Origin of the sequence: Taklimakanibacter albus (genome assembly GCF_016595235.1) — a bacterium.
Lineage (GTDB): Bacteria > Pseudomonadota > Alphaproteobacteria > Rhizobiales > Aestuariivirgaceae > Taklimakanibacter > Taklimakanibacter albus.
The window spans coordinates 1,306,698-1,326,904 of sequence record NZ_JAENHL010000007.1; the positions used below are offsets into that span (position 1 = coordinate 1,306,698).

The window sequence follows — 20,207 nt, forward strand, 5'->3', positions numbered from 1 at the left end:
GAATCACCTTATCGCCAAAGTCTTCAACTTTGGCGGGATTTGTTCTAATTGGACTGACATATCAGCAAATCGCGCCGCCACAGGCATTTCTGACAGAGGATAAAAGATGGATCTGGAATTCGATCTCGGCCGTGGACCGCAAGCCTTCGGCCATCGTTTCCTCATCGGCCTGCAGCAGAGTCCGGTGCTGGGCGACCACGACAAGCGGCTCCTGTCGACTTTGCGCCCGGCCGGCGTCGTGCTGTTCCGCGCCAATTTCCTCGCCAATGCGCCTTATGAGGAGTGGCTGGCCTCGCATGCGAAACTGCTCGCCGATGTGCGCGAATATATCGGCCGCGACGAGGTCATCATCTCGATCGACCACGAGGGCGGCGGCGTGCTGCGCCCGCCTGCTCCCATCACGCCCTTCGCCTATGCGCGGGAATGGCCGAGCCAGGCTGCTTCCGTCGGCCGTGCCATGGGCGTCGAATTGCGCCATCTCGGCTTCAATGTGAATTTCGCGCCGGTGGTCGACGTCAATTCCAACCCGGCCAATCCGGTCATCGGGCCACGCTCCTTCGGCACGACACCCGAGGCAGTGGCGGCGGCGGCGCGCCAGTTCCTCGATGCGATGCAGGCGGAAGACGTGCTGGGCTGTCCCAAGCATTTCCCCGGCCATGGCGACACGGGGGTGGACTCGCATTATTCGCTGCCCGTCATCGATGTCGATCCCGACACCTTCCGCAAGCGCGAAGTCGCCGCCTTCCGCTCTTTCACCGATGCCAAGACGCGCCTCTTCATGACCGCCCATATCGTCGTGTCGCAGGTCGATCCCGGCATTCCGGCCACCATGTCGCGCGTCATCCTCAATGACATTCTGCGCCAGGAGCTGGGCTTCAAGGGCGTCGTCGTCACCGACGATCTCGGCATGGCGGCGATCTCCTCCAAGCTCGACCAGCCGGAAACGACGCAGCGCATCGTCAATGCCGGCGCCGACCTCTTGTGCATGTGCGCTTATTGGGCCGACACGACGCGCATCCTGAAGATGATCGACTTCATGCAAGCAGGGCTGAAAGAGGGCACCCTCAAGGAAGCGACTTTCCGCGCCTCCTTCGACCGAGTCAAAGATCTGCTCGCCGATATCCCGAAACATGAGGTCAAGCGGCTCGGCGAGGAGACCTATGAACAGCATGCAGCCCTGGCGCCGCTCCGGCCCCGGGCACCGGTCCCGGCCAATGCGACAGGGGCGGCGAAGATCTAGGCGGCTTTCCGCGCCCCAGGGGCCTCAGTCACTGACTAGGTGAAAGATTGTCGGCAACGTTACTGATGAAACGGGAGCGACTCCAGCCGGTACAGCCAGACCAGCACGCCGGCGAGACCGAGGGTCAGGAGAAGTCCAATCGTGAAGTCGCCATACCACGGAGCTCTCGTCTTGCTGCCGACGGCTTTTGCGGCCAGCACCTGGTCGCGCGCGATGGCGATATTCTGTCCTGATGGCCGCGGCGCGGCGCGCGATCGGCCCCTCCGCCTTTGCTTCTCGCCATAGCTGGGCCGCGGCGGCTCGATTTCGATTTCCGAGAATGCGGACAGCGGACGCCACTCGGAATAGCCGGGACGCCACAGATGGGTCTCTTTGCTGATTGTCCCGGACAGGAACAGCGACTGAACCTGATCACGCGTGAAAGGTCCCGCTTCCTTCGTTCCCTGCAGGAAGAACCATTCAGCCACACTCATCCGAATCCCCGTCCACCCCGTCGCGCACCGGCTTAATGCGACAGGCATTTCGACGGGTCAATCAACCAGATATTGCATAGTCCGAACGGAACCTTGGCCCACGGGGAACCCCCGCAAAAATCTCAGCTTTTCAGCCCGATTTGTGAAATACTTCACTTTTCCCGGCCGTATCCCGCGGGTATCAGAAGCCCCCCCGCAACGAAGACGTGCCACCGCCATGCCGCTTCTCGAACGCGACCACGATCTGCAGTTGCTCACCGCCGCCTTGAACGATGCGGCAGCCGGCACCGGGCGCATTGCGCTGATCAGCGGCGAGGCCGGCATCGGCAAGACCGCGCTCATTGGCCATTTCATCGCACGGAACGGTAAATCGGCGCGCGTGCTGACCGGCTATTGCGATTCGCTCTTCACGCCGACGCCGCTCGTTCCGCTGCACGACATTGCGCGCAGCCTCGGCGGCCGCCTATTGGCACAGCTCGAAAGCGGTGCACCCCGCGCCCAGCTCTTCGCCACCATGCTGGAGCTCCTGCGCGATCCGGCCGAGCCCACCCTCCTCGTCGTCGAGGACATCCATTGGGCCGATGAAGCGACGCTCGATCTTCTCAAATATCTCGGCCGTCGCATCGCCCAGACGCGCGCCTTGCTCATCCTCAGCTATCGTCAGGATGAGGTGGGCGCCCGGCATCCCTTGCGCCTGCTGCTCGGCGATCTCGCCTCCTCGCACACCACCTTACGCCTCACGCTGCCGCGCCTGACGCTCGCCGCGGTGCGCGATCTGATCGGCGGGCGTGAGCTCGACGCCGATGCTCTTCACCGGCAGACGGCGGGCAATCCCTTCTTCGTCGCCGAGATCCTCTCCTCGGATGGAGGCGGTATTCCAGGCTCGGTAAACGACTCCGTGCAGGCGCGCCTGGCACGGCTTTCTCCCGCTGTCCGGCATGTTCTCGAAACTGCCGCGATCATCGGCAGTCGCATGCGCGAGGCCAAGCTCGAAGCGATCTGCGGCGCCGACGCCGATACGATCGACACCGCCATGCGCGCGGGAATTCTTGAAATGGCGGGCGAGGACATCATCTTCCGCCATGAATTGGTGCGCGATGCGATACTGGCGGCGATGCCTCCCGGGCGCTTCCGCGATCTGAGCCGCCGGGTGCTCGCCGCGATCCGGGCGTCAGGCATCGAGCGCGGTGATCTGGCGCAACTGGCGCATCTCGCCGAAGGCGCCGAGGACACCGCTTCGGTTCTCGATTACGGACCGGCGGCGGCCAAGACGGCCGCTTCGGCCGGCGCCCATCGCGCCGCCGCCGCGCAATATAAGCGCACGCTGACATTTGCGGTGGCGCGGCCCGCCGCCGAGCGCGCCAGGCTGCTGGATCTTTATGCCGAGCAATGTGCGATCGTCGACAATCTCGCCGACGCGATCACCGCGCGGCGTGAGGCCGTGGTGCTCTGGCATGAAGCCGGCAACTCTCTGCAGGAAGGGGCTGCCCTTTCCAATCTCGCCTGGCCGCTGGTGCGCAGCGGCCAGAATGCCGCCGCTGAAGAAGTGAGCCAAAGGGCGATCGCCCTTCTCGAGGCGATGCCGCCGACCCGCGAATTGGCGGCCGCCTGCCGCATGCAGGCGCATTTGCGCATGCTCGATCGCGACAAGGCGCCGGCGGTGCATTGGGGCAAGCGGGCAATCGAGCTGGCGACACGCTTCGACGACAAGCCGACATTGGCCGCGGCCGAGCTGGTGGTGGGTGCCGCCATGCTGGTGAGCGGTGACGACAAGGGACTGCCGCATTTCAATCGCTGTCTCGACCTCGCCCGCGCCGGCGGCATGGACGATGTCGTCGGCCTCGCCTTCCTGAATATGGGCTCATCGTATGGCGAGCGTTACGAATTCGGCAAGGCCGAGGCGCTGCTCAGGGAAGGCATCGCCTATGCCGAGGATTGCGATCTCGATCACTCCAACAATTACATGTCCGCCTGGCTCGCTCTGACCCTGCTCTATCAGGGCCGCTGGAGCGATGCGGGCAATCACGCGACCGCCGTCGTCAACTGTCCGAATTTCTCACTCGTCAGCAAGGTCATGGCCTTGGTCGCCTTGGGCCGCCTCAGGGCGCGGCGCGGCGATCCGGGCACCGCTTTGGCGCTCGATGAGGCGCTCGACCTGGCGCGCCAGACCAATACGCTGCAGCGCCTAGCCCCCGTGCATGCGGCGCGCGCCGAGGCGGCGTGGTTCGAAGGCGACAAGGAGCGTGTCGCCGCCGAGGCGACGGCAGCCTATGAGCTCGCTTTCAATCACCGTCATCCCTGGCATATCGGTGAGCTCACCTTCTGGCGCCGGCGTGCCGGAGAAGATGTCCAGCCGCCGCGCTGGTGCGCCAGGCCTTTTGCCCTGCAGATCGATGGCGACTGGCAGGGCGCCGCCGCGGCCTGGCGAGATCTCAAATGTCCCTATGAGGAGGCGCGCGCGCTGGCCGACGGCGACATGGCGGCGAAGTTGCGGGCGCTCGAAATATTCGACCGGCTCGGCGCCGCGCCCGCCGCCCAGATGCTGCGCCAGCACATGCGTGATCAGGGGACACGCCGCATTCCGCGGGGGCCCCGTGCCACCACCTTGCGCAACCCGCACGGCCTGACGGTCCGCGAGATCACCATTCTCGATTGCCTGGCGGGCGGCCTCAGCAACGCGCTGATCGGCACGAGACTTCATATCTCGTCGAAGACCGTCGATCATCACGTCTCGTCGATCCTGGCGAAATTGCAGGTGCGGTCGCGCGCCGAGGCCGCGGCAGCAGCCCTCGCCCAGGGCCTCGTCATCCAAAATAGGGAGATGGCGGCGCCAAAATAGGGAGACCTCCCGATGTGGGGCGGAAGCGGCGCGCTTAGAGTCTGGCCGTCCACTTGCACAGGAGTTTCCTCATGCCCCGCTATATCATCGAAAGAACCTTTCCCGCCGGCCTCGAAATTCCGATGGACGCCAAAGGCGCCCAAGGTACGCTGAAGGTCGTCAGCCGCAATGCCGAGCAAGGCGTCACCTGGGTGCATTCCTATGTCACCCAGGACAAGAAGAAGACCTTCTGCGTCTATGACGGGCCGACGCCCGAAGCCATTCGCAAGGTTGCCGAGCTCAACGGCCTGCCGGTCGACCGCATCACCGAAGTCCGCGTGCTCGATCCCTATTTCTATCTATGACCTGTTCCTGCGACGCTCCTTCCGGTGACGATGACCGGGAGGAGCCGGCAGACGCCCCGGCAATCGCCGCCATCCTCCCCCAGGCACGGCGATTGCTGCGGGCATTGTTTGTCCGCCCACACGCGGGCGACGAAGCTCCACGCCTCGCCAAGCTTCATCGGCTGAACGACTACCAGCTGAAAGACATCGGGCTGACATGTGAAAACAATACGGAACACACTCTGAGGAAGTGATCACACGCAGAGGATGCTCCGGTGCGCCACCCATACTGCCCTCCCCTTTCGTCAAAAATCTGTTGCGCCTTGTTGAACGATAGTTCAACATAAGTCCGACCCCGATTCACTTTTGGGGGAAGACGGCATTCCAGATCAATTTCGCAACGCAGTGCTTGATCTCTGTTGGGGAGGGGAAACCGTGACAAATCTCGGGAAGCACGTGCTTCTGGGCGGGGTCGCTTTGGCCGCCATGGCCATGGGCGCCGCAGCCGACGATCTCAGCAATCTGAAGAGTGAGCTCGCCTTGTTGCAGGCGCGCGTGTCGGACCTCGAGACGCAACCGCAAGCCGTGTCGGCGCCGGGCTACAGCCTCCTGTCGATCCGCGACGGCCAGGGACATTCCGAAAGTCTGGTGCCACGCCGCGCCGCCGACCGGGTGAGAGCCGACCAGGGCTTCACGCTATCGGTGTTGCCGGCTGCCGATGCCGCCCCCGCCGCCGAGGTTTCGGTCTCCGGCGAAATCCGCGCCGCCTTGTATTATACGGACTGGGAGGACGGCGATAATCTCGACGTCACGACGCGCGGCCGCATCGTCGTCACCGGCAAGACCGATACGGCGGTCGGCGAGGTGGGCGGCTATCTGCGCCTGCAGGCCTCGGGCGGCGGCAATCTCACCGATTATGCCGAAGATGTCGGCATCAACTATGCCTATGGCTGGTGGAAATTTGCGCCCAACTGGGAATTCATGGCCGGCAACAACGACAGCACGTCCGCCTTGCAGGTGGGCTGGGACTGGAATGGCGCCTCAGGCCCGACGAGCTCTTTCGGCATGTCGAATCCTTACAGCGAGCAGATGCGCCTGACCTATTCCGACGGGACGGTCTCGGCCGCCATCTCGCTCGAGGACCCGGACGACATCACCGATGCGGAAGGCGAGACGATCGACAAGAGCGATATGCCCTCGCTCCAGGCCTATCTCATGTACACGAACAAGCCCTTCACCGGCCAGATCGTCGGCTATTATCAATCCGACGATCACGGCGCCGATGACTGGGCGTTCGGCGGCGGCGCCACGCTGGACATCGCCGAAGGTATCCTCATCACCGCCGGCGCGGTTCTGGGCGAAGGCACATCGAGCTTCTACAACAATCTGAGCCCGCTGACGGCGGATGAGGACTTCTGGGCCGGCTCCATCGGCCTCCTCGCCCAGCTCACCGAGCAGACCCGCCTCGAGCTCGGCGCCGGCATCGAAGACTACGATATCGCCGGCCAAGCGCTGGGCTTAGGCGGCGGTCTCTATTGGGACCCGGTCAGCCAGCTCACCCTCGGCGCCGGCGCCGCCTATGTAGACTACAAGGATGCCGTCACCGAGGACCATGTCATCGGCAATGACGACAGCCTTGAGATATTCTTCGCCACCTGGCTGCGTTTCCCCTGACCCCTGAACGAGGAATCTCCCACAACCCCTCATGCTGAGGTGCGAGCGAAACGAGCCTCGAAGCATCCCTCAGGATGAAGCGAGCGCGCGGCAACAAACCCTTCGAGGCCCGGCTTCGCCGGGCACCTCAGGGTGAGGGTACTTATGGGACCTCTGCGCCAGATAAATTACGCCATCTGGCTGCGATTTCCCTAAGCTAGGAATCACAACCCCTCATGCTGAGGTGCGAGCGAAGCGAGCCTCGAAGCATCCCTCAGGATAGAGCGAAAGCGCGGCAACAAACCCTTCGAGGCCGGGCTTCGCCGGGCACCTCAGGGTGAGGATTCTGTATGCCTGTCGCGGACAACTAAGCCATCAGGTCGAGCATATATTGCGGCAACGCGAATGACGCCTGGTGGATCTCGGGATTGTAGTAGCGCGTCTTGAGACCGCTCGCGGCGAAACGCTGGCGCAGGGTCTCGACCGGCACATGGCGCGCTTGTGGATCCATCGCCCCCCAGCCGAAGCTCATGCTGCCGCCGATATAGGTCGGCACCGCGGCATGGAAGAAATGCCGGTCGGGAAAGGATTGCGCCAGGTTCTTCGCCGTCTTGCGTAATTCATCGGGCTGCAGGAACGGCACGCCATTCTGCGTCGAGAGAATGCCGCGCTCATTGAGGCGCTCCCGGCTCAGACGATAGAAATCGCTGCTGAACAGGCTGGCGGCGGGACCGATCGGATCGGTCGAATCCGACAGGATCACGTCGAATTTCTCGGCCGCATCACGCAGATAGTCGAGCCCGTCGGCGATGACGAGCTTGAGGCGCGGATCGTCGAGCGAGCCAGCCGAATGGTTCGGCAGATATTTGAGGCACATGTCGATGACCGCCTGGTCGATTTCGACGGCAACGATCTCCTCGATGCTCTTGTGGCGCGTGACTTCCCGCACGATGCCCCCATCACCGACACCGACGATCAAAACCTTGCGCACCGCGCCATGGGCGAGGATCGGCACATGCGCCAGCATCTCGTGATAGATGAACTCGTCGGCCTCGGTCGTCTGCACCGCGCCGTCGAGCGCCAGCACCCGGCCCATGCGCTTATTGCGGAAGATCACCAGATGCTGGTGCTCGGTGCGCGTTTCATAAAGCACCTCATCCACGCTGAAGCGCTGGCCATAATCGGCATGAAGGCTTTCGACGAAATCCTGCGGCATGAAATCTGGTCTCCCGGAATACGAACCGGGAGTCGAATAGCCACTTGGGCGCCCTACTGCAAGGCGTGCAGGCCTTCAGTCGTGATGAACGATCGAGCGACCGCCACCTGCCTTTGCCGTGGTGGTGAGCCTCGCCAGCCTAGGAACTGCCGATACCGATGTCGCGAGGCGTATGTCGCCGCCGGGATGGTCCATATGCGCGACAGGCAAGTCCTTTCAACAAGTTAGGCGCTGCCCGCGACGCCTTCCTCCACCGGAAGTTATGCTCCAGCGAAAAAGTGAAAATAGGCCGTTGAAAGTCCGCTATTCCTTGTTATACATTCGTTCAACAAGGAAACGCCATGGCGGATATAAGAACAGAATTCCCCTATGCGGTGGAGGTCGTCGATCCCTTGTGGATCACCCTCGCCGACGGCACCCGGATCGCAACCACTTTGTGGAAGCCGAAGACGAAGGACAAGGTTCCGCTCGTCGTCGAGATGGTCCCTTACCGCCGGCGTGACGGCACCGTCTTCCGCGACGTCGAGATCCAGGCCTATTGGGCGGGCTTCGGCGTCGCCGTTTGCCGCGTCGATATCAGGGGCGCTGGCGATTCGGACGGCCTGCTCGCCGATGAATATCTCCCGCGCGAGCAGGAAGATGCTTGCGAGATCATCGCACATCTCTCCGCGGAAGCCTGGTGCAACGGCAATGTCGGCATGGTCGGCATTTCCTGGGGCGGCTTCAATTCGCTCCAGGTTGCCGCCCGCCGCCCGCCGGCGCTGAAGGCGATCATCACCTTGTGCTCGACCGACGACCGCTATGCCGATGACGTCCATTATATGGGCGGCGCGCTGATCACCGAAGACGAGATGTGGTCGAACTTCATGCTGGTGAAGAACGCCATGCCGCCCGATCCGCAGATCGTCGGCGACGCCTGGCGCGACATGTGGCTGAAGCGCCTCGAGGCCAACACCTCCTGGTCGGAGCATTGGCTGCGGCATCAGTGCCGCGATGCCTATTGGAAACAGGGATCGGTCTGCGAGGACTTCTCGAAGATCGACTGCGCCGTGCTGGCGGTGTGCGGCTGGGAGGACAGCTACTCCAATTCCGTGGCCCGTTTGCTCGAAGGCCTCTCCTCCCCCAAGCGCGCCATCATGGGCCCGTGGACACATGCCTTTCCCTGCCGCGGCAATCCGGGCCCGCAGATCGGCTATCTGCAGGAAGCGCTGCGCTGGTGGAAATACTGGCTGGCCGGCGAGGCGACCGGCATCATGGACGAGCCGCTCTATCGCGTCTTCGTCATCGAGGAGGAGCGTCCGCGTTCCTATTACGAAACGCATAGAGGCCATTGGGTCGCCGAGGAGGCCTGGCCCAGCCCCCGCATTGACTGGCAGACACGTTATCTCAATCCGATCGGTCTCGATCGCGAGGCAAAGACCGGCGCCGAACGGTCGGTGCGCTCGCCTGCCACCGCCGGCACCGATTGCGGTCGCTGGGGCGGCTATGGCGGCACCTCGCCCGATCTCGCCATCGACCAGCGCCGTGAGGACGGCCAGGCTTTGTGTTTCGACACCGAGCCGCTTGCCGAAGCGATCACGCTTTTGGGCGCGCCCGAGATCGAGCTCGAGCTCACAGTCGACGTGCCGAAGGTCAATCTCGCCGCGCGATTGTGTGACGTTTACCCGGACGGTACTTCGGCGCTGATGACCTATGGCGTGCTCAATCTGAGCCACCGCGACAGCCATGAATTCCCGGAAGATTGCCCGGTCGGCAAGCCCTTCAAGGTCAAACTGAAGCTCAACGATTTTGCCCGCGAGATCCCAGCCGGCCATCGCATCCGCCTGGCGCTCGCCACCCAGCATTGGTTCGTCCTGTGGCCGCAGCCGACGCTCGCCACCGCGACGATCAGGACCGGGCTGTCGACCATCCGCCTGCCGGTGCGCCCGGCGGGTCCCCGCGATACATCGGTGAGATTCGAGCCGGCCGAGATCGCCCCGCCCGTTCCCTCGACCGATATCACCGCAGGCGCGGTCACCAAAACCGTCGAGGACGATCTGGGTTCAGGCATTCGCACCATCAAGCTCAGAAGCGACGGCGGCACGCAGTCGATCGACGATCGCGGCATCGTCACGTCATCCTGGAACAACGACACGTTCTTCATCCACCCCGACGATCCCTTGTCGGCGAAGCTCGTGACCGAATATGCTTGGGCGATCAGAAGCGGTCCCTCCGACATGGAAGCAAAATCGCGTACCGAGCTCACCGCCGATGCCGGGAATTTTTATCTGACCTGGCAGATCGAGGCACGCGAGAAGGGCCGCGTCATCCACAGCAAGGGTGCGACGCGCACCATTAAACGCGACTTCTGTTGAAGCGGCGGACCAGGCCATGCTCGCTTACACCATCAAACGCATCGGCCTCGGACTTCTGATCCTCATCGGCGTCATGTTCGCGATGTATGCGGCGGTCTTCATCGTGCCGGGCAATCCGGCGCGCGCCGCGCTGGGGCCGCGCGCCACTCAGGAAATGATCGACAGGCTCACCCGCGAGATGGGCCTCGATCAGCCCTATATCATCCAGGTCTATAACTTCTTCGCCAATGTGCTCACCGGCAATCTCGGCATCGATGTTATGTCGAACCGCCCGGTGGCGGCCGAGATCTGGGAAGTGCTGCCCAATACGCTGATCCTGTGCATCGCGGGGCTCGGCTGGGCGACCTTGCTCGCCATTCCGCTTGGCTGCCTTGCGGTGCTGAAGCGCGGCAGCTGGGTCGACCGGGTGGCGAGCCTGATTTCCGTCGGCACCATTTCGCTCCCCTATTATGTCGTCGCCATCTATGCGCTGCTCATTTTCGCCGTGAAGCTCAACTGGCTGCCGGCGATCGGCGACGGCGAGGATGGCGACATCATGAGCCAGGTCCAGGCGCTCATTCTGCCGGCCTTCGCCATCGGCTTCACCTGGGTCGGCTATCTTGCGCGCCTCGTGCGCGCGTCCATGCTCGACGTCATGGGCGAGCCGCATATCCGCACGGCGCGCGCTTTCGGCGTGCCGGAATGGAAGATCGTCACCAAATACGGCCTGCGCATCGCACTCATCCCGACTTTGTCGCTGCTCGCCGTCAGCCTCGGCGGGCTCATTTCCAGCGCCGTCTTCGTCGAGGTTATCTTCTCCAGGCCCGGTATCGGCAAGCTCGTCACCAGTGCCGTGGCCTTGCGCAATTATCCCGTCGTCATGGGCGCCGTGCTGGTCATGACCGCGATCTATGTCACACTCACCATAGCCGCCGACCTCCTGATCGCGCGGCTCGATCCGAGGATCAGAGATGCCTTCCGGGGCGCTTGAGATAGTGAAGCGCGTCACGCGCGATCCCTTCGGTCTTCTGGGCCTGGTGCTCGTCATCATCGTGCTGGGCGCGGCGATCTTCGCCGATGTGATTGCCCCCTATGACCCGGCCAAGATCGACATCATCAACAAGCTGCAAGGCCCCTCGGCGGCGCACTGGCTCGGTACCGACCAGCTTGGCCGCGACACCCTGTCCCGCATCATTTACGGCGCCCGCGTCGCCATGGGCATCGCCGTGTTCTCGATCGGCATCGGCGCCTTCATCGGCCTCATCCTCGGCATTCTCGCGGGCTATGGACCGCGCTGGCTCGACGCCCTTCTCATCTTCTTCTTCGACTCCTTGAACGCCATTCCCCTCATCCTCTTCGCCCTCACCGTCATCGTCATTCTAGGCCCCGGCACCTCGACGCTCATCTTCGTCATCGCCGTCATCTCCATTCCCGTCTATGGCCGGCTGGTGCGCGCCCAGACGCTGTCGCTCCGGCGCAGCGAATTCATCCTCGCCGAGCAGGCGATGGGGGCGAGCCTGCCGCGTATCGTCGGCATCCATCTTCTTCCCAATGTGCTGGGGCCGCTCGTCATCCTGGTGAGCATGGACATTCCGTCCGTCGTGGCGCTGGAAGCGGCGCTCTCCTATCTGGGCCTCGGCGTGAAGCCGCCGACACCCAGCTGGGGCACCATCCTCAATGACGGCTACACTTCCTTACGCAGCAATCCGGCGCTGGTCATTGCCGCCGGCATTCCTCTCGTGATCGCGACCTTGGGCTTCACCTTCCTCGGCGAAGCCTTGCGCGACGCGCTCGACCCCAAGCTCAAGACCAGGCGCACCCCATGACCGAACCGCTGCTCGCCATCCGTGATCTCACCATCGACTATGCCGGACATGTCCAGGCGGTGCGTAAGGCCAATCTTGAGGTCAGGCTCGGCGAGGCCGTCGGCCTCGTCGGGGAGTCGGGCTCCGGAAAGTCCACCCTCGCCTCGGCCATCACCGGGCTCCTGCCGTCGAGCTCGCGCATCCTTTCAGGCGACATCGCCTTCAAGGGCCAGGTCATCACCGGCGCCGACCGCAGGGCGCAGGCTGCCTTGCGCGGCGATGAGATCGCCATGGTGTTCCAGGATCCGATGACCTCGTTCAATCCGGTGCTCACCATCGGCGAGCAGCTGGTCGACTTCCAGTGCCGCATGCCCGGCAGCCCGATGGAGAAACTCAACCGCGCCGTCGCCATGCTGGCGCGGGTCGGCATTCCCGATCCCGCTCTGCGCGCCCGCGCCTATCCGCATGAGCTGTCGGGCGGCATGCGCCAGCGCTGCGCCATCGCCGCCGCTCTGCTCGTCAATCCGAGCCTGCTCATTGCCGATGAGCCGACGACCGCGCTCGACGTCACGATGGAAGCGCAGATCATCCATCTCTTCCGCGAGCTGCGCCGCGACTATGGCGGCGGCATCCTCATCGTCACCCATCATCTGGGCGTCGTGGCCGAGCTCTGCGACCGCGTCTATGTGATGTATCAGGGTGAAGTGGTGGAAGGCGGTGATGTCGACGACATCTTCCACAGACCGCGCCATCCTTATACGCGCGCGCTGCTCGCCTGCGATCCGGCCCGCATCACCGAGCGCACCAGCTATCTGCCGGTGATCTCGGACTCCGAGCGCGCGGGCTTCCTCCGAGGCTCCTCACTATGACCCAGCCCCTCATCGAGGCTCAAGGGCTTGGCGTGAACTTCCGTGCCCCTGGCGGCATGCTGGGACTCGGTTCCCGCCGCCTGATGATCCTCGATGACATATCGCTGGCCGTTGTCCCCGGCGAGACCTTGGGGTTAGTGGGCGAGTCGGGCTCCGGCAAGACGACCCTGGCGCGGGCGCTGCTGGGCCTCGTGCCGCGGAGCCGCGGCAGTGTCCGTTTCGAGGGTGCCGCCATTGCGGGAACGGAGCCTTCCGCCTTCCGGCATTTGCGCCGCAAGACGGCGATGATGTTCCAGGACCCGGTCGGCTCCTTGAGCCCGCGCGTGTCGATCGGCGCCGCCATCACCGAGCCCTTCGTCATTCATGGCGCCGCCATGACGTCCCGGCGCGAGGCGGCGCAGGCGCTTCTGAAACTCGTTGGACTGCCGGCCGATTTCGTCAGCCGTTACCCGCATGAATTGTCGGGCGGCCAGGCACGCCGCGCCGGCGTCGCCCGCGCACTCGCCTTGCGGCCGTCGCTGGTCATCGCCGACGAGCCGACCGCCGGTCTCGACGTCTCGATCCAGGGCGAAATCCTCAATCTGATGACCAAGCTCAAGGACGAGCTCGATCTCTCCTACATCATCGTCACCCACAATCTCGCGGTGGTCCGCCATGTCTCGGACCGGATCGCGGTGATGTATATGGGCCGTATCGTCGAGGAAGGGCCGACGCAAACGATCTTCGCCAAGGCGCGCCATCCCTATACGGCGTCCCTCATCGCCTCCGAGCCCATTCCCGATCCCCGGCAGCGGCGCCAGCATCTCGCCATCACCGGCGAGGTGCCAAGCATCCTCAAGCGTCCGAAAGGCTGCGAGTTCCACACACGCTGCCCCTTTGCGCAGCCACGCTGCCGCGCCGAGGCTCCGGCGCTTTCATCTCTGACTGCCGACCATAAAGTGCGTTGTCACTATCCAATCAATTAGGGAGGAGTAGAAAAAATGAAGATCAAAGGACATTTCGACCGTCGCGGCTTTCTGCAGCTCTCCGCGCTGCTCGGCTCCGGTATCGTGCTCTCGCCGCGCCTGAGCTTCGCCGCCGAGGGTGATCTCCTGCGCATCAGGGGCGAAGGCGACATCCAGAAATTCGATCCGGCTTACGAGATCGGCGGACTTGAAGACATCACCAATCGCTGCGTGCTCACCTCGCTGGTGCGGCTTTCCGACATGCGCAAGGGCAATACGATCACCCCCTGGGCAGCCGAGAAGATCGAGCAGACGAGCCCGACCAGCATCGCCTTCACGCTCATCCCCGGCCTCAAATGGACCGGCGGCTTCGGCGCCCTCACCCCCGAGGACGTGAAGTTCTCCTTCGAGCGCATCGCCAATCCGGCCAATGAATCGCCGTGGAAGTACCAGTTCGAGAAGCTCGACCATGTCGAAGTCAAGGATGAGCGCTCCGGCATCATCCATCTGAAGGAGCCGTACCAGCCGATCTGGCTCGCCTCGCTCCCCTATTATGGCGGCCATATCGTCTGCAAGGCGGCGGTCGAGAAGGTGGGCGGCAAATACACGACCGAGATCCCGGCGCAATGCGGCCCCTATGTCCTCGAGAAATGGGAGCCCAAGCAGAAGGTCGTGCTCAAGGCCAATCCCGATTGGCCAGGCCCCAAGCCCGATTTCCCGGCGATCGAGATCAGCATCGTCGATGACGACGAGGCGGCCCAGCTCGCTTATGAGGCCAAGGCCTTCGATTATTGCCGGGTCGCGGTGGCGGCGGCCAAGCCGCTCCGGGAAAAGCCGCTCCCCGAGACGGTGCTCATCGAGGCCCAGTCGACGCGATATGTCTGGCTCACCATCAATATCGACAATCCCAAGCTCAAGGACCCGAAGGTCCGCCAGGCGTTGCAATATGCCTTTGACGGCGACCAGGTGATCGCTGGCACCTATGACGGCCTGGTGCCGCGCTCGACCGGCGTGGTGCAGCCCGGCACCCCCTTTACCCGGGCCAGGAACATCATCGACAAGCCGGATTATGAAAGGGCCAAGGCGCTCCTCGCCGAGGCGGGAGCGAGCGACCTCAAGGTCAATCTCGCCACCCTCAACGACTCGCGCTACATGACGGCTTGCCAGATCATCCAGGCGACCATGGCCCAGGCCGGCATCACCGTCGATATCCAGCCCTTTGACGAGGGGGCCTATTGGGTGCTGGGCGACAAGACCCAGGGCGATGGCTATAAGAATCTGGATATGGTGCTGATGGCCTTTGCCGGCGGCATCGACCCGTCGGAGAATACGGTCTGGTTCCGGCCCGACCAGATCGGCGTCTACAACTGGTCGGCCTTCAACAGCCCGGAATATGAAGAGCTCTACAACAAGGCTTTGTCGGAGGGCGATCAGGCCAAGCGCAAGGAGATGTATAACCGCATGGAGGATCTGATGGAGGAATCGGGGGGCTTCATCTTCATCTGCCATGAGCCTTTCGTCGCCGTGCACCGCAACACCATCGAGCCCGAAATCCTCGCCGACGGATATCCCAACCCGGTCGGCTTCAAGAAGCAGAAAGCATGACAAAAACCGCCGCCGCCAAAGCCAAGCCGCGCTTCGCCCGCGTCGATGCCGATCTGCGCCGTCAGATGCTCATCGAGGCCGCGATCCGCTGCCTGGCCGAGGGCGGCATCGCCGCCTTCACGGTGGACCGCATCTCGCGCGAGGCGAATGTCTCGCGCGGGCTCATCAATCATCACTTCGACGGCATTTCGGGCCTCCTGATCGAGGTCTATGAGGCGATGACCCAGTCGATGCTGGCGGCCGGGCGCGAGACTTTGTTCTTCGAAGGCGGGCCTGAGGAGCGCCTCACCGCCGTCATCGACACCATGTTCCGCGCCCCGATGTTCTCGAAGTCATCGCTCCGGGCCTGGCTCGCTCTGTGGGGCGAGGTCGCCACCAATCCGCGCCTCAAGGCCTCGCACCGCAAATCCTACGATGCCTATCGCCGGGCGATCGGCGACGCGCTGAGCGAGATCGCCAAGGCGCGCAAGGTCAAGCTCGACGCCGAGGCATTGGCCATGACGGTGATCGCGCTCATCGACGGCCTGTGGATCGAATGGTGCCTCGATTCCTCCGTCGTCGACCGCGACAGTGCGCGCGCCGCGGTCTACGCCGTGCTCGAAGCGAGGCTCGGCCCCCTCAAGCGCTGATCTGAGAAACCTCGTCGGTGACAAGACTCGGGACTCTCTTCATTTCCCCTTCTCCCGCTTGCCGGAGAAGGTGGCCGAAGGCCGGATGAGGGTGTTCTCTCAACTTCTGTAAAGGAGCAAGTATGGGAGGTATTGAAGCTTCGTCATCTTGTTCTCTTGCAGCGCTGCCGCCAACTGAACCAACACCCTCATCCGCCCTCTCTTCCCTTCTCCCGCAAGCGGGAGAAGGGAAGAGAGATTAGAAATAAGCGAAGTCGTCGGTGGTCAGGGTCACGACATTGTTGAGGAAGAACTCCTTGTCGACCGTCCCGTTGCCTTCGAAATCGACCTGAATGAGCGTGCCGCCGCTCTGCGGATGCTCATAGCGGATCTGCCCGCCGCCGCCGACGCCGTCGAAAGCCTGCTGGCCGAGGAAGCTCGGCTCGGCGAAGAAGCCGAGCAGCTCGATCATATCCTCATGGGTGAAGTCGGTGATCGTATCGCGTCCCCAGGCGCCATTATTGTCCGTGACGCCGAAATGGAACGTATCGGCGCCGCTGCCGCCGGTCAGGATATCCGCTTCCGAACCGCCATAGAGATCATCCTCACCGGCGCCGCCATCGAGAGTGTCGATCCCCTCTATGCCATGCAGCTCATCGTCGCCATCGCCGCCGATCAGCGTATCGTTGCCGCCAGAGCCGAAGAGCGTGTCGTCGCCATCACCGCCATCAAGATAATCATCGCCTCCCCAGCCATCGAGCGTGTCCTTGCCGTCACCGCCCATGATCCGGTTGACCTTGTTGTCGCCCCCCAGAGTGTCGTCATAGGCCGAGCCGATGATATTCTCGATGCCATGGAGATCGTCCCGGTCGGCATTACCCAGCGACTGCTGATAGCCATAGCCATTGACCAGGCTGACCAGGACGCCGCTGCCATAATTGGCGTAGGAAACCGTGTCGATGCCGGAGTCGCCGGTCGAGGATCCGCCATAGACGTAATCGCGTCCTGCACCCGGGGTGAACGTATCATCGCCCTCCTGCCCGAAGAGCGTGTCGCTGCCGTCGCCGCCATCGATCCGGTCGTTGCCGCCGCCCCCGATCAGCGTGTCATCTCCCTTGCGACCCGATATGCGGTCGTCGCCGGCGCCGCCGACCAGGGTATCGTTGTTGTCGGTGCCGAAGAGAACGTTGAGATCGAAACGAAATCTGTCGGCAGTGCCGGGCGGCCTCGTGCCGGGGACGGGATCGATCTTGGCCATGAGAGGACTCCTTTGCGTTGCTCGTCACTCTTCCCTGAAGGCGCGCTCCATCTGGTCGCTCAACGGCTTCACCAGATAGGAGAGGATGGTGCGCTCATGCGTCGGGAAAAACACTTCCGCCGGCATGCCGGGCGCCAGCGCCAGGCCTTTCAGCCTGACGATTTCGCTCCGCGGTAAACTCACCCTTGCCGTATAAAAGCTGATGCCGGTCTTCTCATCCGTCGTGAGATCCGCCGCGACGGTGACCAGACGGCCGTTGAGTTCCGGCGTCGTCGCCTGATTGAAGGCGGAGAGCCGCAACAGGGCGTTCTGTCCGGCGGCGATCTGGTCGATATCCTGCGGCGCGATGCGCGCTTCCACCGTCAGCTCGTCGCTGACCGGCACGATGAGCATGAGCGACTCGCCGCCTTGCACCACACCTCCCACCGTATGCACCGCCAGCTGATGCACGACGCCGTCCTGCGGGGCCTTGATGTCGATGCGCTTCAGCTGGTCCTCGGCGGCGATCTTGCGCTCACTGTATTCGGCGACCTTCGCCTCGACGTCACGCAGCTCACCGGCGACCTCGCTGCGGAAGTCCTGGTCGATCTGCAGGATCTGCAATTCGGTTTCGCCGACCCGGCCTTTCGCCTGGGCGATGGCGGCGATGAGACGGCCATGCTCGCCGTCCAGACGTGCGGCGTCGCGCTCGAGGAGCGTCACCCGCCCGATCGAGACGAGCTTCTGCTTCCACAGCTTGCGGATGCCTTCGAGCTCTTCGGCGATCAGCGCGATCTCCCGCGCCTTCGCCGTCTTCTGCTGGTTGAGGCCCGAAATCTCGTCGCCGAGCTGGGTGATGCGTTCCTTGAGCTGCGCCCGCTTGCCGGCCCGCGCTTCATGTCTGAGATTGAACAGTGATGTCTCGCCGACGCTGAGGTCCGGCAGCAGGCCTTGCGGAAAGCTGATCGCTGCGGCGCCGTCACGCTCCGCTTTGAGGCGTGCCTGACGGGCCTCGAATTCATCGAGACTCTTGCTCACGATGGCGAGATTGGCCTCGGTAACCGTCGCATCGAGGCGGACCAGGAGCTGGCCGGCCTTTACCGGGTCGCCCTCGCGCACCCGGATGGCGCCGATGACGCCGCCTGACGGATGCTGGACCTTCTTCACATTGGTGTCGACCACCAGCCGGCCTGGCGCGATGACGGCGCCCGACAGCTTGGTCATGGCGGCGAGGCCGCCGACGCCGAGGACGAGAAGTCCAAGGCTCGCGACACCGGCCAGCAGATAACGCCGGATGGCGCGGTCGGCTCTATGGGCTGTTCCGGTCATGAGGCCACCTTCATTTCTGGTTGCGCGGTCTTTGGACGGGCGAGACGCGCCAGCACCTGATCGCGCGGTCCAAGCATTTGCGGCTTGCCCTCCGCCATCACGAGAAGCTGGTCGAGAGGCGCCAGCGCGCTCGGCCGGTGCGCCACGACGATGGCGATGCCGCCGCGCTCACGCACGCTTGTTATGGCGCGGCCGAGGGCGGCCTCACCTTCCGTATCGAGATTGGAATTGGGCTCGTCCAGGATCACCAGGAAGGGATCACCATAGAGCGCGCGCGCCAAAGCCACACGCTGGCGCTGGCCGGCCGACAGTCTTGTCCCCGCCTCGCCGATCCGCGTCTCGTAGCCTTCCGGCAAATGGACGATGAGATCATGCACGCCGGCCAGATGCGCCGCCTTCAGGATCTTGTCGGCCGGCGCCTCGGGCTCGAAGCGCGCGATATTCAGGGCGATCGTGCCGTCGAAAAGCTGCACATCCTGCGGCAGGTAACCGACATGCCGGCCGAGTTCCTCCGGCGCCCATTGATCGAGGGCGGCGCCGTCGAGCCTGACCGTGCCGCGTACCGGTTGCCAGAGACCGGCGAGCACCCGCGCCAGCGACGACTTGCCGGAAGCGCTGGGGCCGATGATGCCGAGACCGGCTCCCTTGGCGAGGTTGAAGCTCATATCGCGCACCACCAGCCGACCGTCGCCCGGCGGCGTCGCACTGACGCCCTCGACCGCAAGTGTCGCCTGGGGGGTCGGCAAGGCGGTGCGCGGTGCAATGTTCGGCGCGCTCCCGAGAAGCGTGCCGAGCCGGCGCCAGCCTTGCCGCGCCGAGACGAAGCCTTTCCAGTTTCCGATAGCGAGCTCGACCGGCGCCAGAGCGCGGCTCATCATGATCGAGCTCGCGATCATGATGCCGCCGCTCGCCTCCTGCCCGATGACCAGGCAGGCGCCGAGCGCCAGCATGGCCGACTGCAGCGCGATCCTGAGCGTGCGCGACACGGTGCCGAGTGCCCCCGCGACGTCGCTCGCTTTGGCATGGGCGTCGAGATAGGCGTCATTGACCACCGCCCAGCGCGCTTCCATCCGGGTGGCGAAACCCATCGCCTGGAGCGCCTCGGCATTGCGGCGCGCCGCTTCGGCGAGGCCACTGCGCGACGCCGCCAGGGCGCCTGCTTCCTGGGTGGGTTTGCGCGTGCGGCCTTCGGCGAGAAGCGCCAGGGCGCAGAGCACTATCGCGCCCGCCAAAGCGGCGACGCCGATCCAGACATGGAAGAGGAAGCAGATGCCGATATAGAGCGGCATCCAGGGCAGATCGAAGAAGGCCGTGGGGCCGGCGCCCGACAGGAAGGAGCGCACCTGGTCGAGATCGCGCAGAGGCTGCAGCCCGTCGCCCTGCTGGCCGCTCCGCAAGGGCTGGCGGATCAGCGCCGCATAGACGGGGCCCGACAGCCGGGCATCGACGGCGAGGCCAATGCGGACGAGAAGCCGCGCGCGGATGAAATCGAGAAGCCCCTGAAAGGCGAACAGCAGGCCGGCGAGCAGCACGAGCCCGATGAGCGTCGGCATGCTGCGCCCCGGCACCACCCGGTCATAGACCTGCAGCATGAAGAACGAGCCGGTGAGCGCCAGTATGTTCACCGCCCCGCTCAGCGCGCCGATGCCGATGAAGGCGGCGCGGAAAGACGACAGGGCCGCCACGAGGCTTACTCGTGACGGCCCGTTCTTGTGATCGCTGCCCATTGGAAG

The 20,207-nt window shown here is 64.0% G+C and carries 16 protein-coding genes; 11 read left to right on the forward strand and 5 right to left on the reverse strand.

Annotation, left to right across the window (positions count from 1 at the left end; translation table 11 throughout):
- Positions 1 to 106: 106 nt before the first annotated feature.
- Complete coding sequence (locus JHL16_RS17730; RefSeq protein ID WP_200186187.1) at positions 107 to 1,240, forward strand: glycoside hydrolase family 3 protein; 1,134 nt, start codon at positions 107 to 109, stop codon at positions 1,238 to 1,240.
- Positions 1,241 to 1,299: 59 nt separating this feature from the next.
- Here the strand turns inward: JHL16_RS17730 and JHL16_RS17735 are convergent, their stop codons facing one another.
- Entirely contained in the window at positions 1,300 to 1,713 is a 414-nt protein-coding gene (locus JHL16_RS17735; protein WP_200186188.1) for a DUF4339 domain-containing protein, read from the reverse strand.
- A 217-nt stretch (positions 1,714 to 1,930) separates the two neighbouring features.
- Here JHL16_RS17735 and JHL16_RS17740 point away from each other — a divergent pair, with 217 nt between their 5' ends.
- The 3 genes from JHL16_RS17740 (at position 1,931) to JHL16_RS17750 (ending at position 6,549) form a co-directional block, all read left to right on the forward strand.
- Positions 1,931 to 4,552 (forward strand): helix-turn-helix transcriptional regulator, encoded by a 2,622-nt coding sequence (locus JHL16_RS17740; RefSeq protein WP_200186189.1) that lies wholly within the window; start codon positions 1,931 to 1,933, stop codon positions 4,550 to 4,552.
- Between the two features lie 71 nt (positions 4,553 to 4,623).
- Positions 4,624 to 4,896 carry a DUF4242 domain-containing protein gene (locus tag JHL16_RS17745; protein WP_200186190.1) on the forward strand — a complete coding sequence of 91 codons (273 nt, stop codon included), beginning with the start codon at positions 4,624 to 4,626 and terminating at the stop codon, positions 4,894 to 4,896.
- Between the two features lie 414 nt (positions 4,897 to 5,310).
- A complete protein-coding gene (locus tag JHL16_RS17750) occupies positions 5,311 to 6,549 on the forward strand; it encodes a porin family protein (protein ID WP_200186191.1) in 1,239 nt (412 codons plus the stop codon).
- 346 nt (positions 6,550 to 6,895) lie between these two features.
- On the opposite strand, the gene speE is transcribed toward JHL16_RS17750, so the two are convergent.
- A complete protein-coding gene (gene speE, locus JHL16_RS17755) occupies positions 6,896 to 7,744 on the reverse strand; it encodes a polyamine aminopropyltransferase (protein ID WP_200186192.1) in 849 nt (282 codons plus the stop codon).
- A 341-nt stretch (positions 7,745 to 8,085) separates the two neighbouring features.
- Here speE and JHL16_RS17760 point away from each other — a divergent pair, with 341 nt between their 5' ends.
- Genes JHL16_RS17760 through JHL16_RS17790 form a run of 7 tightly spaced genes read left to right on the forward strand, consistent with a single transcriptional unit; the run spans position 8,086 to position 15,929 of the window.
- Entirely contained in the window at positions 8,086 to 10,098 is a 2,013-nt protein-coding gene (locus tag JHL16_RS17760) for a CocE/NonD family hydrolase (RefSeq protein ID WP_200186193.1), read from the forward strand.
- A 16-nt stretch (positions 10,099 to 10,114) separates the two neighbouring features.
- Entirely contained in the window at positions 10,115 to 11,068 is a 954-nt protein-coding gene (locus JHL16_RS17765) for an ABC transporter permease (RefSeq protein ID WP_200186194.1), read from the forward strand.
- Between the two features lie 4 nt (positions 11,069 to 11,072).
- On the forward strand, positions 11,073 to 11,903 hold the full coding sequence (locus JHL16_RS17770) for an ABC transporter permease (protein ID WP_348647232.1): 831 nt from the start codon (positions 11,073 to 11,075) through the stop codon (positions 11,901 to 11,903).
- Positions 11,900 to 12,751 (forward strand): ABC transporter ATP-binding protein, encoded by an 852-nt coding sequence (locus tag JHL16_RS17775; protein ID WP_200186196.1) that lies wholly within the window; start codon positions 11,900 to 11,902, stop codon positions 12,749 to 12,751. Before JHL16_RS17770 ends, JHL16_RS17775 begins: the two co-directional genes overlap by 4 nt.
- On the forward strand, positions 12,748 to 13,716 hold the full coding sequence (locus JHL16_RS17780) for an ABC transporter ATP-binding protein (protein ID WP_200186197.1): 969 nt from the start codon (positions 12,748 to 12,750) through the stop codon (positions 13,714 to 13,716). Before JHL16_RS17775 ends, JHL16_RS17780 begins: the two co-directional genes overlap by 4 nt.
- 15 nt (positions 13,717 to 13,731) lie before the next feature.
- Positions 13,732 to 15,300 (forward strand): ABC transporter substrate-binding protein, encoded by a 1,569-nt coding sequence (locus JHL16_RS17785; RefSeq protein ID WP_200186198.1) that lies wholly within the window; start codon positions 13,732 to 13,734, stop codon positions 15,298 to 15,300.
- Complete coding sequence (locus JHL16_RS17790; RefSeq protein ID WP_200186199.1) at positions 15,297 to 15,929, forward strand: TetR family transcriptional regulator C-terminal domain-containing protein; 633 nt, start codon at positions 15,297 to 15,299, stop codon at positions 15,927 to 15,929. The genes JHL16_RS17785 and JHL16_RS17790 overlap by 4 nt, the downstream gene beginning before the upstream one ends.
- A gap of 238 nt (positions 15,930 to 16,167) precedes the next feature.
- On the opposite strand, the gene JHL16_RS17795 is transcribed toward JHL16_RS17790, so the two are convergent.
- From JHL16_RS17795 to JHL16_RS17805, 3 genes are read right to left on the reverse strand one after another with little or no spacing between them, the layout of a single operon-like run.
- The gene (locus tag JHL16_RS17795; RefSeq protein WP_200186200.1) at positions 16,168 to 17,166 is read right to left on the reverse strand and encodes a calcium-binding protein; all 999 of its coding nucleotides are present in this window, start codon (positions 17,164 to 17,166) and stop codon (positions 16,168 to 16,170) included.
- Between the two features lie 24 nt (positions 17,167 to 17,190).
- Positions 17,191 to 18,474 (reverse strand): HlyD family type I secretion periplasmic adaptor subunit, encoded by a 1,284-nt coding sequence (locus tag JHL16_RS17800; RefSeq protein ID WP_200186201.1) that lies wholly within the window; start codon positions 18,472 to 18,474, stop codon positions 17,191 to 17,193.
- Entirely contained in the window at positions 18,471 to 20,201 is a 1,731-nt protein-coding gene (locus JHL16_RS17805; protein ID WP_200186202.1) for a type I secretion system permease/ATPase, read from the reverse strand. Before JHL16_RS17805 ends, JHL16_RS17800 begins: the two co-directional genes overlap by 4 nt.
- Between the last annotated feature and the right edge of the window lie 6 nt (positions 20,202 to 20,207).

What these genes read in the sequence shown, in the direction of transcription:
- JHL16_RS17730 (WP_200186187.1), top strand. Translation starts at nt 107, where the DNA reads ATGGATCTGGAATTCGATCTCGGCCGTGGACCGCAAGCCTTCGGCCAT.
- JHL16_RS17735 (WP_200186188.1), bottom strand. Translation starts at nt 1,713, where the DNA reads ATGAGTGTGGCTGAATGGTTCTTCCTGCAGGGAACGAAGGAAGCGGGA.
- JHL16_RS17740 (WP_200186189.1), top strand. Translation starts at nt 1,931, where the DNA reads ATGCCGCTTCTCGAACGCGACCACGATCTGCAGTTGCTCACCGCCGCC.
- JHL16_RS17745 (WP_200186190.1), top strand. Translation starts at nt 4,624, where the DNA reads ATGCCCCGCTATATCATCGAAAGAACCTTTCCCGCCGGCCTCGAAATT.
- speE (WP_200186192.1), bottom strand. Translation starts at nt 7,744, where the DNA reads ATGCCGCAGGATTTCGTCGAAAGCCTTCATGCCGATTATGGCCAGCGC.
- JHL16_RS17760 (WP_200186193.1), top strand. Translation starts at nt 8,086, where the DNA reads ATGGCGGATATAAGAACAGAATTCCCCTATGCGGTGGAGGTCGTCGAT.
- JHL16_RS17765 (WP_200186194.1), top strand. Translation starts at nt 10,115, where the DNA reads ATGCTCGCTTACACCATCAAACGCATCGGCCTCGGACTTCTGATCCTC.
- JHL16_RS17775 (WP_200186196.1), top strand. Translation starts at nt 11,900, where the DNA reads ATGACCGAACCGCTGCTCGCCATCCGTGATCTCACCATCGACTATGCC.
- JHL16_RS17780 (WP_200186197.1), top strand. Translation starts at nt 12,748, where the DNA reads ATGACCCAGCCCCTCATCGAGGCTCAAGGGCTTGGCGTGAACTTCCGT.
- JHL16_RS17785 (WP_200186198.1), top strand. Translation starts at nt 13,732, where the DNA reads ATGAAGATCAAAGGACATTTCGACCGTCGCGGCTTTCTGCAGCTCTCC.
- JHL16_RS17790 (WP_200186199.1), top strand. Translation starts at nt 15,297, where the DNA reads ATGACAAAAACCGCCGCCGCCAAAGCCAAGCCGCGCTTCGCCCGCGTC.
- JHL16_RS17795 (WP_200186200.1), bottom strand. Translation starts at nt 17,166, where the DNA reads ATGGCCAAGATCGATCCCGTCCCCGGCACGAGGCCGCCCGGCACTGCC.
- JHL16_RS17800 (WP_200186201.1), bottom strand. Translation starts at nt 18,474, where the DNA reads ATGACCGGAACAGCCCATAGAGCCGACCGCGCCATCCGGCGTTATCTG.
- JHL16_RS17805 (WP_200186202.1), bottom strand. Translation starts at nt 20,201, where the DNA reads ATGGGCAGCGATCACAAGAACGGGCCGTCACGAGTAAGCCTCGTGGCG.